Source organism: Tunturiibacter gelidiferens, from assembly GCF_014201335.1.
GTDB lineage: Bacteria > Acidobacteriota > Terriglobia > Terriglobales > Acidobacteriaceae > Edaphobacter > Edaphobacter lichenicola_E.
In genome coordinates, this window is the sequence record NZ_JACHEB010000005.1 from 321,054 (window position 1) to 333,414 (window position 12,361).

At 58.2% G+C, this 12,361-nt stretch carries 11 protein-coding genes; 5 read left to right on the forward strand and 6 right to left on the reverse strand.

All coding sequences use genetic code 11. The features are described from left to right. Positions 1-17: 17 nt before the first annotated feature. On the reverse strand, positions 18-194 hold the full coding sequence (locus tag HDF14_RS12635) for a hypothetical protein (protein WP_183977155.1): 177 nt from the start codon (positions 192-194) through the stop codon (positions 18-20). A 67-nt stretch (positions 195-261) separates the two neighbouring features. On the opposite strand from HDF14_RS12635, the gene HDF14_RS12640 reads away from it, so the two are divergent. The 3 genes from HDF14_RS12640 (at position 262) to HDF14_RS12650 (ending at position 4,286) form a co-directional block, all read left to right on the forward strand. Further along, positions 262-570: a ComEA family DNA-binding protein gene (locus HDF14_RS12640; RefSeq protein WP_183977157.1), complete on the forward strand. Its 309-nt coding sequence runs from the start codon at positions 262-264 to the stop codon at positions 568-570. A gap of 113 nt (positions 571-683) precedes the next feature. Then, a complete protein-coding gene (locus HDF14_RS12645) occupies positions 684-3,308 on the forward strand; it encodes a SpoIIE family protein phosphatase (protein ID WP_183977159.1) in 2,625 nt (874 codons plus the stop codon). Positions 3,309-3,548: 240 nt separating this feature from the next. Next, positions 3,549-4,286 (forward strand): DUF4397 domain-containing protein, encoded by a 738-nt coding sequence (locus HDF14_RS12650; protein WP_183977161.1) that lies wholly within the window; start codon positions 3,549-3,551, stop codon positions 4,284-4,286. 306 nt (positions 4,287-4,592) lie between these two features. On the opposite strand, the gene ahcY is transcribed toward HDF14_RS12650, so the two are convergent. The 3 genes from ahcY to HDF14_RS12665 form a co-directional block, all read right to left on the reverse strand. Next, complete coding sequence (gene ahcY, locus HDF14_RS12655; protein WP_183977163.1) at positions 4,593-6,041, reverse strand: adenosylhomocysteinase; 1,449 nt, start codon at positions 6,039-6,041, stop codon at positions 4,593-4,595. 223 nt (positions 6,042-6,264) lie between these two features. Then, entirely contained in the window at positions 6,265-6,555 is a 291-nt protein-coding gene (locus tag HDF14_RS12660) for a hypothetical protein (protein WP_183977165.1), read from the reverse strand. Positions 6,556-6,617: 62 nt separating this feature from the next. After that, complete coding sequence (locus tag HDF14_RS12665) at positions 6,618-7,745, reverse strand: bifunctional transcriptional activator/DNA repair enzyme AdaA (RefSeq protein WP_221304667.1); 1,128 nt, start codon at positions 7,743-7,745, stop codon at positions 6,618-6,620. Positions 7,746-7,845: 100 nt separating this feature from the next. Here HDF14_RS12665 and HDF14_RS12670 point away from each other — a divergent pair, with 100 nt between their 5' ends. After that, positions 7,846-9,303 (forward strand): C45 family autoproteolytic acyltransferase/hydolase, encoded by a 1,458-nt coding sequence (locus HDF14_RS12670; protein ID WP_183977167.1) that lies wholly within the window; start codon positions 7,846-7,848, stop codon positions 9,301-9,303. 98 nt (positions 9,304-9,401) lie between these two features. Next, the gene (locus HDF14_RS12675; RefSeq protein WP_183977169.1) at positions 9,402-9,920 is read left to right on the forward strand and encodes a DUF3455 domain-containing protein; all 519 of its coding nucleotides are present in this window, start codon (positions 9,402-9,404) and stop codon (positions 9,918-9,920) included. Here HDF14_RS12675 and HDF14_RS12680 read toward each other — a convergent pair. After that, positions 9,902-10,831, reverse strand: a complete 930-nt coding sequence (locus HDF14_RS12680; protein WP_183977171.1) for a transglutaminase-like domain-containing protein — start codon at positions 10,829-10,831, stop codon at positions 9,902-9,904. The two genes, HDF14_RS12675 and HDF14_RS12680, sit on opposite strands and share 19 nt — an antisense overlap. A 149-nt stretch (positions 10,832-10,980) precedes the next feature. Then, positions 10,981-12,153 carry a methionine adenosyltransferase gene (gene metK / locus HDF14_RS12685; RefSeq protein WP_406707213.1) on the reverse strand — a complete coding sequence of 391 codons (1,173 nt, stop codon included), beginning with the start codon at positions 12,151-12,153 and terminating at the stop codon, positions 10,981-10,983. Between the last annotated feature and the right edge of the window lie 208 nt (positions 12,154-12,361).

A 12,361-nucleotide genomic window follows, 5' to 3' on the forward strand; every position in this document is an offset into this window, starting at 1 on the left:
ATCCTTAGTAAGCGTCGTTACTTCGCCACTCCGGACACAGCCGCCAACACGCTCTTTGCGTGATGATGCGAATGGCCATGATGGAGGTGCAGTCTGCTCATCTCCCCTTCAGGGTAGCGGTCAGTCCTACAGAAGTCAACCTCACGCAGACCCGATACCCGCGCTTCCAGCCCACCAAACTCAAACTTGTTCATTGACGCAGCCCAAACACTCTCGTACTCTTCCGCTGTAAAGCATTCAGCCCAAAGTAGGAGACCCACGATGCTCAATCTTCGCCACAAACTTCTTGCCGCTGCGCTCCTGTTCGCGGTCGCGCCCATCTTCTCCGTTGCGCAGGCCTCCAAAGCCGGCACTCCAGCCGCTGCTGCAGCCACCGCGCCCTTGGACATCAATACCGCAACGCCCGACCAGCTGAAGGCATTTCCTGGAATCGGCGACGCCTACTCGAAGCGAATCATCGACGGCCGCCCCTACACCGCTAAAAATCAGCTTGTTACCCGAGGCATCCTACCGCAAGCAACCTACAACAAGATCAAGGACCAGATCATCGCCAGCCACCCCAAAAAATAACCGCCAAACTGCGCCCGATCAGGACGGGCATCCGCACAAGGATGCCCCCTCCATATAAACCCATTCTCCCGTCCGAATCTCCAAACCGCTGCTACCATCTCTCCAACTGGCCTATGCCCCAGAGATCTGCACGCATCCAATATCTTCTTCTCGCCCTCGTAGCCGCACTTGCGCTCCTGCATGCGTACGGTGGCGCACTCATGAACTTCAATCTCTTGGCACACGGCGACTCAATCGCACGCTCCCCCTTCGAAAGCGGCCTGCGCCTTGCGACCACGACCAACCTCCGGGAAGAGGCGCTCGCTGCGGGCCTTAAGCCCTTCGACACCATCCTCACGATCAACGGCCAACCGTATGCCGGTCGAAGCGTGCTCCTTGCCCAGACGCGGCGCTCCTCTCCGGGCGACCCGATGACCGTCACGTATCGCCGCGGAGCCGACGGGTCAGTCCAATCGGCTACCATCCATCTCGCCCCAAACCTACCGCAAAAGCTTTCGACTCTCGGCATCGCGGCCCGTTTGACGTTCGCAGTGCTGCCTTTTTTCTGTCTCCTTATCGGCCTCTGGGTGGTCTTCGCCCGTCCAAGAAATCCGAATGCGTGGTTGATTCTCGGCATCCTCGGCTACGTCGAGGCCCTCTTTATCAATCCAATGCAGATCGTCGGATCGTTCATTCTTCCCATCTGCTTATTTTGGAATGTGGCAGCCCAAACCGCCATGCCGGTCTGCCTCATGTTCTTCGGTATCTATTTTCCGGAGCGATCCCCACTCGACGTCAAACTTCCCTGGGTCAAATGGCTGATAGCAATCCCAATCCTTCTCCTCTCCATCACAGACCTCCTCTACTTCTACGGCGACATGTGGAACTTCGCAGCTATTCAATGGCTGGTTCCCTATCTCAACCCCATCAACGTAGTTGAAAATATCTTGAGCTTCTCGGCCGTTACCTGGTTCTTCTTCAATCTCGGTCCGAAGATTAGACAAGCCACCGGAGATGCCCGCCGACGGCTCCGCATTCTTTACTTCGGAACTTGCATTGGCCTGACGCCCTTTTTCCTCCTGCTTCTCTACTCTTTTTATAAGGGAAGCGATGTCGGCCAGGACATTCCACAATGGGTAGACCTCACTGCCTTCGTGATTCTTCTTCTCTTTCCTCTCTCCCTCGCCTACGTCGTCGTCGTTCAGCGTGCCATGGATCTCAGCATCATCATCCGCCAGGGAACTCGCTACGCCTTCGCCCGCGAAGCTCTTACAGCGGTGAGAGTCCTGCTTGCCATTTGGATGGCCTTCTCCCTCAACGATTTCTTCCGACATCCAGACCATCAACGCAGCGACATCGTCCGAATCTTCTGCATCATCGCAATCTTCTTCGCCTTCCGCTTTCTCCTCTCCAAGCGTCTGCAACAGTGGATCGACCAGCGCTTCTTCCGCGAGGCCTACTCCACCGAGCAGCTTCTCTCCGAGCTCTCCGACGAAGCCCGAAACTTTACCGAGGTCGCCCCCCTCCTCGAAACCATCACGCGCCGTCTCGGTTCCACGCTCCACATCGACCGCATCGCCGTCTTCCTACGCTCCGGCGAAAACTATCATCTCCAACTAGCCACCGGAATGCCCGTGAGCCTGAACGGCACCCAATTCTTCTCTCTTCCCGCGGCCTCCTCCACCATCACAGCGCTCAGTAGAGCTAAAACCCCGGCCAACGTCTATCGCGACGACCCCTCAAGTTGGCTCATCGATGCCACCGACGCCGAACGCAACGCCCTCAACGACCTCTCCACCGAACTCCTTGTCCCGCTTCCCGGACGCAACAGACTCGCCGGCGTCATCGCCCTCGGCCCCAAGAGCTCCGAGGAACCCTACTCCAAAACTGACCGCCAGCTCCTCCAGACCATCGCCTCCCAAACCGGCCTCGCTCTTGAGAACGCCGAGCTCTTCGAAAACCTCACCACCGAGGTCACTCAACGCGAACGCATCTCCCGCGACCTCGAGATTGCCCGCGAGGTTCAGGAGCGCCTCTTTCCGCAGACCCGTCCTGAAATCCCCGGCGTCGATCTCGCTGGCTTCTGTCGTCCAGCTCAGGTCGTAGGCGGCGACTACTACGACTTCTTTCTCCTTTCCTCAACCTCCGCAAACGAAGCCCCTCTCGCTCTCGCCCTCGGGGACATCTCAGGCAAGGGCATCTCCGCGTCCCTTGTTATGGCGAGCCTCCGTGCAAGCCTTCGCAGCATAGCCGGTCTTCGCCAGGGTGATCTCGGCACTCTCATCTCCCGTGTCAACGACATCGTCTACCAGTCCTCCACATCCAGCCGTTACGCTACCTTCTTCTACGCTGAATACGATCCGTTCACGCATCTCCTCACCTACGTCAACGCTGGCCACAACCCACCCTACGTCCTTCGCGGATCCGAAACCATCGCACTCGAGCCGACAGGAACGGTGGTCGGCCTCCTCCCCGACGCCGCCTACGCGCAGGCAACTCTCCAGCTTCACCCCGGCGACGTCCTCATCGCCTTCACCGACGGCATCTCCGAAGCCATGAACCACGCAGACGAGGAGTGGGGAGAAGACAGCATGCTCGCCTCAGCCCGACAACTCCTCGACCGTCCCGACTGCAAAACCACCGCCGATCAGCTACTGAAGTGCATCTTCGAAGCTGCCGATAAATTCACCGCCGGCGCCTCACAGCACGACGACATGACCCTTCTCGTCTGCAGCATCAGCCGCCCATCTGTCCAGTAGGCAGCTGAATCTTGCCTTCAGTCACACCTGTTTAACAAACCCGGCGTCTCAGCGCGTAACCATCTAACTCGGCAGCACATCACAATCACAGCAACTGCAGCCAGAATTTGGCGATTCGCCGTAATCCCACATATTAGTCATTTCCTTCATCCACTCCATCTCCGCCTGCGTTCTTAAATCAAGTAAAGTTGATGCAGCGCAGAGCTCTGAATCAACCTGATGCCAGCGAGTCGACGGTTCATGTTCAATCTCATTCATCTCGTCCGCTCCGCCTCTCGCGTTGCTACAGCCACCGCGACTCTAATCATCCTCACCGGCTGCGGCGCCATGGTTAGCAGTGCTCCCCAATCCCAGGTCCGTGTCGTCACCGTCTCCCCCGACGCTCCCAGACTCGACATCTATCAGGACTCCAATCCACTCGCCCACAATCTAGGCTTCGGCACCGTCACCTCTTACATTCCACTCTCCCCCGGCAGCGGCACGATCGCCGCTAACACCGCTGGAACCAGGCAACTTCTCTCTGTATCCAAAACGAACTTCGTCGCGTCCAGTCAATACACCGTGCTCATCGGAAATGCCGCCGCGAACATGCAGCAGTTCACACTCACAGATCAAAGCCAGCCCGCTCCCTCCGGCAACATCGCGCTCCGATTCATCGACCAGGCCACGCGCGTAGGCGCCACAGATATCTATCTAGTCCCCGCCGGCCAGAAGCTCACCGCCATCACTCCCCTCGTGACCAACTTTCCCTTCGGCGGTAATACCGGCTACTTGAACATCCCCACCGGCACCTACTCTTTCGTCATGTTGCCTACCGGAACCGCCCCCTCCAGCGCTATGGCCGCACCATACACCGGCCCCCAGGTCACCTATTCCGCCACGTCAGTCCACACAGTGATTCTCATCGACCAGCTGCTGCCCTCAACCCCAGGCCTTCAGGTCATTAGCGCCAGCGACTTCGATCCCGTCACCAACTGATCCCTCCCACACTCCGCACCGCAAAGCTAGATCCCCACCAAACCTCGCGCATACCCAAAGGACGTCAAAAGTCGCGCCTTTTCGAAAAAATATACTTCCCTGATTTGCCACAACACTCGCCAAAACCGCGTGTCTATTACCTTCGTAAGCTGTAGCAGCAACAACAGGGTCCAGGAACCGACATGCTCCTCCCCAAGCTTCCGCTGAAACACTGAATCCTGAATCAGCCTGCCTGGTTCTCGTTACGAAGCAAAACAAAAAGGCCGCCGAGGAATCTCCTCGGCGGCCTTTGTTTGAACCTAACGCCTAGTACCGGTAGTGATCCGCCTTGTAAGGTCCTTCCACCGGAACACTCAGGTAGTCCGCCTGCTTCTTGGAGAGCGTCGTCAGCTTTACGCCGATCTTCTCCAGGTGCAACCGTGCAACCTCTTCGTCCAGCTTCTTCGGCAGAATGTAGATTCCGATCTTGTACGTGTCCTTGTTCTTCCACAGATCAAGCTGCGCCAGTGTCTGGTTCGCGAAGCTGTTCGACATCACGAAGCTCGGATGCCCAGTCGCGCAACCCAGATTCACCAGCCGGCCCTCAGCCAGAACGAAGATACTGTTGCCGCCCTCGAACGTGTACTTGTCCACCTGAGGCTTGATGTTCAGCTTCTTCACGCCCTTCAGCGCGTTCAGCGGCTCCATCTGGATCTCGTTGTCAAAGTGGCCAATGTTGCACACGATCGCCTGATCCTTCATCAGCTTCATGTGCTCCACGGTGATGATGTCCACGTTACCGGTGCAGGTGACGTAGATATCGCCACGGCCAAGAGTCTCTTCAATCGTCGTTACCTCGTAGCCTTCCATCGCAGCCTGCAGCGCATTGATCGGATCGATCTCGGTTACGACTACTCGCGCCCCGAGCCCGCGCAGCGAAGCCGCCGAGCCCTTGCCCACATCGCCGTATCCGCAAACGACTGCAACCTTACCCGCAATCATCACGTCCGTCGCGCGCTTGATGCCATCCACCAGCGACTCACGGCAGCCATACAGATTGTCGAACTTCGATTTTGTAACCGAATCGTTTACATTGATCGCCGGAACGAGCAGGGTGCCCTTCTCGAGCATCTTGTAGAGCCGGTGGACGCCGGTTGTCGTCTCTTCCGAAACGCCGCGCCACTCCTTCGCCACATCCTGCCAGCGCGTCGGATGCTCGGCATGTACCTTCTTCAACAGAGCCTTGATCACATCCTCTTCGGTCGAGCTCGAAGGCGAACTAACCCACTTGTCGCCCTTCTCCATATCAACGCCCTTGTGGATCAGCAGCGTCACATCCCCGCCATCATCGATCACAAGCTGTGGCCCAAGCAGTCCGCCCTTCCCATCAGGGAACTTCAGCGACTCATTCGTGCACCACCAGAACTCCTCGAGCGTCTCGCCCTTCCAGGCAAACACCGGCACACCAGCTGCAGCAATTGCAGCCGCCGCGTGGTCCTGTGTCGAGAAGATATTGCAGCTCGCCCAGCGCACATTCGCGCCCAGCGCCACCATCGTCTCAATCAGCACCGCTGTCTGAATCGTCATATGCAGCGAGCCCGTCACGCGAACTCCAGCCAGCGGCTTACCCGCGGCGTACTTATTGCGGATCGACATCAAGCCGGGCATCTCCTGCTCGGCGATCTCAATCTCCTTCCGGCCAAAATCCGCCAGAGAAATATCTGCAACCTTGTAATCCACCGATCCCGCTGCCCTATCGATCGTCGCTGTCGCCATAATATGAAACCTCAAAATGCAGAATTTTTACTCAACCCAGAATACCATCGCAACCATTATTCCCCGGTGAAATAAGGACCGCAGTAATTGACACCATCGACGACTTCTCCATTATTTTCAGTAAGATGCTAGGCTCCTGTTTCGGTCGAGTCCTCAAAACATTCATTTCCTGAAACGCAAGATGAGCCAAAGAGGTGTGCCTCAGCTTCAGCTCACCATGTACTCATCGCACCTCGCGCTCCTCATGCACAGGAGGAATCACCTGCACACGTCGCGACTCGCGCAGCGAACGCCAGCCGGCAAACAGCATCAACACAAAAAATCCACCAAACCCCGTCGCCACGCCAAACGCCCCGGCCACACCCAGCAGCGTCACCCACAGCGGATCAGTCTTATCCGCAAAATAAACAAACGCGGCAACCACGTCGCCCAGTACCAGAACCAGCGAGCATAGCAACACCGCGAGACTTGCCATTAGCCACTTCTTGGCGCTGTCAGGTATCGCCTTACTCATCACGGGGCTCACGAATCACACCTCTTCCACACACGCAATTCCTCGCAGTTTCACTCCGCAGCTTACGCCCGTTCCGCCTCAAGCAGCCGCCGCTTTCTCTCAACTCCCCATCTATACCCAGTCAACTCACCACCCTTGCCCACAACACGATGACAAGGCACAGCAATCGCAACCGGATTCGCCCCACAAGCCCCTGCCACGGCGCGCGAAGCCGTCGGCGCACCCAACTGCAACGCAACCTCTGAATAGCTCCTCGTCTCCCCACGAGGAATCGCTTGCAGTGCCTTCCAAACCCGTTGTTGAAACGCCGTGGCCCTCACATCCAGCGGAAACGTAGCTGCCAGCGGATGCTCCCCAAGCTGACTAGCCACAAACGCAACTGCATCCGCAAGCCACCCCGTATTCCCCTTCGCCACCACAAGCTGCGCCTTGGAAAACTGCTCCCGCAGTCCGGCAACTAATTCCTTATCATCCTTCCCAAAAGCAATCGAGCAAATACCCACATCTGTCGTCGCCACCAGCATCCGCCCCAACGGACTAGCCGCCGTGCAATACCGAATCAGCAACCCAGCCCCACCCTCCCGCATCACTCGCGGAGTCATCCCCAACTTCGTCGCACTCTTCTCATACAATCTGCTGCTCGACCCAAACCCCGCCTCATAGATCGCATCCGTAATCGGAGCCTTCGCCTTCTTCGGCTCTCTCACCTTGGTCTTGAACCGCTCCAGCCGCGCCTCTTTCGCATACTGCCCAGGACTCACACCAAGCACACGCTTGAACCCACGCAGAATTGTCAGCCTTCCCACGCCCGTCGCCTTTGCCACATCGGCCAATCGCGTCCGTGTCTCAGAGTCCGCGTTCTCCCGCATGTACTCCGTCACAGCAGCAATCGCACCTGCCTGCGGATCCGGCCTCGCCTCGGCTCTGTCGGGCTCACATCGCAAACAAGCACGATATCCAGCCGCCTCGGCCAGCGCCGGGGTAGGGAAGAACGTCACGTTCTTCCGCGCAGGCCGCCTGCTCGCGCAGCTGGGCTTGCAATAAACCTTCGTCGACTTCACGGCATACACAAACTGCCCATCGGCACCCGCATCCCTCCCCAGAACCTGCTGCCACTGCTTCCCGGGAAAGTAGCTGGGAACCACCACATCGCTCTTCATCTCACTCGTCATCTCTATTGTCTCTATCATTCCAGTATCCTCCCATCCCGCGAAAATCCCCACACTCCGTTTCGTTCACCCAAACTCGCATCATGTATCCTCATCGCAACCCACAACAGGAGATCCCGGGATGCGTCTCTGCCTTACCGCCTGTATCCTCGCTGTTTTTGCCTCTACTGCTGCCTTTGCCCAGCCGTCAGACCCGCGCCTGAAAAACTCCTACACCTTCCAGAAAGATGGCTGGACCTACATCCATCTAGAAGGCACGCCCAGCGAAATCGGCTTCCAGCACGGCTACTTCCTCGCCACCCAAATCGCCGACAACCTCCAGACCATCGAGCTCGAGAACACCCACGAAGCGGGCAAACCCTGGCCCTACTTCCGCGCGATCGCCCACGACCAGATCATGCCCCGCATCGAACCCGAGTATCGCGCCGAACTCCAGGGCATCGCCGACGGCGTCCAGGTCGCGGGCCAAAACATCGACATCCTCGACATCGTCGCCCTCAACGCCCACCTCGAGGTCTCCGACTACTACATCCCCTGGCTCCTGAAGCAGCAAGGCAAAGCCAGTCCTCCCGCTCTCGTCGCACCCGGTCGCTGCAGCGCCTTCATCGCCACCGGCGCCGCCACCAAAGACGGCAAGATCGTCATCGCCCACAGCAACTGGTCCGCCTACATGGAAGGTGAGCGCTGGACCACGGTCTTCGACATCGTCCCCACCAAAGGCAATCGCATCCTTATGGACGGAAGCCCCGGCCTCATCCACAGCGGCGACGACTTCGGCGTCAACTCCGCCGGCATCATGATCACCGAAACCACCCTGCCCATGTTCCAGGGCTGGAACCCCTCCGGCATCCCTGAATTCATTCGCGCACGCAAAGCCATGCAGTACGCCAACAACATCGACCAATTCGTCGCCCTCATGCGCGAAGGCAACAACGGCGGCTACGCCAACTCATGGCTCGTCGGTGACCGCAAAACCAACGAGATCGCCTACCTCGAACTCGGTCTCAAGCACACACCCCTCACCCGCAAAACCACCGGCTACTTCGTCAGCGCGAACTTCCCCGTCAACCCCGATCTCATCCGCGACGACACCCCCGGCTTCGACACCCACGACATGAAGAGCACCATGAACGCACGCCATGTCCGCGCCGAAGAGTTCGTCCAGCAGCATCTCGGCCAACTCGACACCGCCCTCGCCGAGCAGTATCTCTCCGACCACTACGACAGCTACGAGCACAAAGTAGTCGCCGCCCGTCGCAGCCTCTGCGGCCACGAAGACGCCTCCAAAGACCCCGAACCCGCCTGGGACTCGCCACCGTTCTCCCCCAGCGGAGCAGTCACTGGCAAGGTTATGGACGCCACCATGGCCGAGCACATGAGCTTCACCGCCCGCGCGGGCCACCCCTGCGGCGAGGACTTCATCGCGGCACCCTTCCTCGCCGCGCATCCCGAGTTCAACTGGCAGGCGCCCGTCCTCCATGACATGAAGGCTGGCCCATGGAGCACCTTCTCTACCTCCCAGAAGTCAGCCACAGCCGCCACACCAGCCGCAGATCACACCAAGTCAGCCGCCGAATAACGTCACAGCCACCGCAAACCGTAGCCGATAAAAATCGAACTGACGCCATCGCGAAAGCCGTCAATTCGAGGAGCAGCGTTTTGCTTTAAACTCTACTCATGCGAATCCCGCACCCTTCCGCCGCACGAATCTTCTCCATCCTCTGCCTTCTCGCCACACCTTTCACCACGCACGCACAGGATCCCACCCAGGCACCCCCCTCAGCACATCCCATCCTCACAGTCACGGGCAAAGGCGTGCAGATCTACGCTTGCGAACAAACAAACTCAGGACCGCAGTGGATCTTCAAAGCTCCCGATGCCAATCTTTATGACAACTCCGGAGCGATCGTGGGATCTCACGGCGCCGGCCCCTCTTGGAGGTCGCGCGACGGCAGCAGCGTCAAAGGCGAACTCCTCCAAAAGAATTCATCGCCCGAACCCGGCGCGATCCCGTGGCTTCTCCTAAAAGCGGCCGGCGCCGACGGCTCTGGCCTCATGAAGCGCGTGGACTTCATTCGCCGCTCTGAGACCCACGGAGGCATCGCCCCCACCGCAGGCTGCGACGCCCAACACCTCTCCGCTACCACCCGCGTCGACTACTCCGCCACCTACACCTTCTACTCCGCCAAACCCTGAACCGCTCCCGCAGAGCCACGATTCGCCGACGTCACAATTGGCTCCTGCGCAATTGTGCCCGGTAGGCTAGGCACCGTCGTTCCATCCTCGCGAACCTCATAGCTGTCCACATAGAAGTTCGTCAAAATCGTATTCCCGAACGAAGTTGTAATCGCAACATCCGCTGCATCCCGACCTGCTGCCATCAAAACCCGCCCGATCCGCGGCTCATTATGCCGCGCGTCCATCGTCATCCATCGTCCGTCGAGAAACACCTCATACCAGGCACTAAAATCCCCCAGCCCGCTATAAGGCGAGCGAATATCCCCCAAGTACCCCGTCACGTAGCGCGCCGGAATATTCTGGCATCGCGACAGCGTGATCGCCAGATGCTGATAATCCCGGCACACTCCCACCCGCTCCGTAAAAACATCCATCGCGGTCTTGGTCGACCTCGCCGTCCTGTAGTTGAACATCACCTTCTCATGAACCCAGTCCCGAATCGCTGAGGCTTTGGTCCATCCCGGCGTCATCCATCCAAAGAGATCCTGAGAGATCGGTCCAAACTTGTCTACCTCGCAGTACCGGCTCGCCAACAAATACTGCAGCACCTCCGACGGCAACTCCTCCACCGGAACCTGCTTCGCGTAGGCGTTGATCGGGTCCGCAAGCCCCTCCATCTCGACAACGCTGGTCCCACTCAGACGTATCGCCCCAGCCGGCGCCATAAACCGAGAGCACCGATTCCCAAACACGTCGCGATACTCCGAGACCGGGATGGTGGTCTTCTTTTCGAGGTAAATATGCTCAACTGCCAGTTCATTGCCAGCCTTTACTTGAGGCTCAAGCGACGGATGCAGGTGCAGCATCGCCATCATGGGCGTAGGCATCGACAGATGAAATTGAATATCGTATTCAGACTTAACAAGCATCGAAAACCCTCTTTTCAACAGGGGTTGGTCTTAAGTGGGATGCAATTAGGCGATAGCCAGCAGTCTAACCCCGTCCTCCCGAAATCCCCACCACAAAAAGAAAAGGCAGGCCCGAAGGCCCGCCCACTTCAAATTCGAAACAAAATGATTTACTTCGAAGCGGTCTGCTTGACCCCAGCCTGCTCCGCGAGCGCAGCAGCCTTGTCAGTCTTCTCCCACGTAAAGCTGTCGCCCTTGCGGCCAAAGTGCCCATAAGCAGCCGTCGCCTTGAAGATCGGCTTGCGCAGATCGAGACCCTCGATGATGCCCTTCGGCGTCAGCGAGAAGTTCTTCCTGACCAGCTCTTCGAGCTTCGTCTCATCAACCTTGCCCGTGCCGAACGTATCCACCAGCACGCTCACCGGCTCTGCCACACCAATCGCGTAGGCCAGCTGCACCTCGCAACGATCCGCCAGACCAGCCGCAACGATGTTCTTCGCCACGTACCGCGCCATGTAAGCCGCCGAACGGTCCACCTTCGTCGCGTCCTTACCGCTGAACGCTCCGCCACCATGCCGGCCCATACCGCCATACGTATCGACGATGATCTTCCGGCCCGTCAAACCCGTATCGCCCATCGGTCCGCCGACCACAAACCGGCCCGTCGGATTGATGTGGTACTTCGTGTCCTCGTCCAGCAAGGCTGCCGGGATCACAGCCTGAATCACGTTCTTCAAAATATCCGCGCGCAGCTCTTCGTTTCCAACGTTCTCGGCGTGCTGGGTCGAAATCACAACCGCATCCACCCGCTTCGGTTTGTGGTTGGAGTCGTATTCCACGGTCACCTGGCTTTTGCCATCCGGCCGCAGGTACGACATCAGGCCATTCTTGCGAACCTCGCTTAGCCGGAAAGCCAGCTTATGCGCCAGCGAAATCGGCGTCGGCATCAGCTCCGGCGTCTCGTTGGTCGCATAGCCGAACATCATGCCCTGGTCGCCGGCTCCGCCCGTATCCACACCCATGGCGATATCGCCAGACTGCTTATTGATCGTCGAAATCACCGCGCAGGTGTTCGAATCGAACCCGTACAGCGCGTTGTCATACCCAATCGCGGCAACGGTCCCACGCACCAGGCTCTGAAAATCGACATAAGCCTTCGTCGTGATCTCGCCTGCGATCACCACCAGACCCGTGCAGGTCAGCGTCTCGCACGCCACGCGGCTATAGGGATCCTGCGCCAGGCAGGCGTCCAGAATCGCATCGGAGATCTGATCCGCAATCTTATCCGGATGCCCCTCGGTCACTGACTCACTGGTAAACAGAAAACGGTCGCGTTTTGACAAAATATATCCTCCAGGAAACATCTAGAACCGCACAAAGTCGACTCTTGGTATGACGTCCCTATTTTACGCGAGGATGTGATCCCCAGCCAAAGTTCGGCAGCAACCGGTTCGACCCGACCCCTGAAATGTCGAATCCAGCACTAAACGGTCTAGCAGGTAAACTTACAGCTACCTCAAGCCATAAGCCTCATAGAATCAGGCAGGTCTC

What these genes read in the sequence shown, in the direction of transcription:
- HDF14_RS12635 (WP_183977155.1), bottom strand. Translation starts at nt 194, where the DNA reads ATGAACAAGTTTGAGTTTGGTGGGCTGGAAGCGCGGGTATCGGGTCTG.
- HDF14_RS12640 (WP_183977157.1), top strand. Translation starts at nt 262, where the DNA reads ATGCTCAATCTTCGCCACAAACTTCTTGCCGCTGCGCTCCTGTTCGCG.
- HDF14_RS12645 (WP_183977159.1), top strand. Translation starts at nt 684, where the DNA reads ATGCCCCAGAGATCTGCACGCATCCAATATCTTCTTCTCGCCCTCGTA.
- HDF14_RS12650 (WP_183977161.1), top strand. Translation starts at nt 3,549, where the DNA reads ATGTTCAATCTCATTCATCTCGTCCGCTCCGCCTCTCGCGTTGCTACA.
- ahcY (WP_183977163.1), bottom strand. Translation starts at nt 6,041, where the DNA reads ATGGCGACAGCGACGATCGATAGGGCAGCGGGATCGGTGGATTACAAG.
- HDF14_RS12660 (WP_183977165.1), bottom strand. Translation starts at nt 6,555, where the DNA reads ATGAGTAAGGCGATACCTGACAGCGCCAAGAAGTGGCTAATGGCAAGT.
- HDF14_RS12665 (WP_221304667.1), bottom strand. Translation starts at nt 7,745, where the DNA reads ATGATAGAGACAATAGAGATGACGAGTGAGATGAAGAGCGATGTGGTG.
- HDF14_RS12670 (WP_183977167.1), top strand. Translation starts at nt 7,846, where the DNA reads ATGCGTCTCTGCCTTACCGCCTGTATCCTCGCTGTTTTTGCCTCTACT.
- HDF14_RS12675 (WP_183977169.1), top strand. Translation starts at nt 9,402, where the DNA reads ATGCGAATCCCGCACCCTTCCGCCGCACGAATCTTCTCCATCCTCTGC.
- HDF14_RS12680 (WP_183977171.1), bottom strand. Translation starts at nt 10,831, where the DNA reads ATGCTTGTTAAGTCTGAATACGATATTCAATTTCATCTGTCGATGCCT.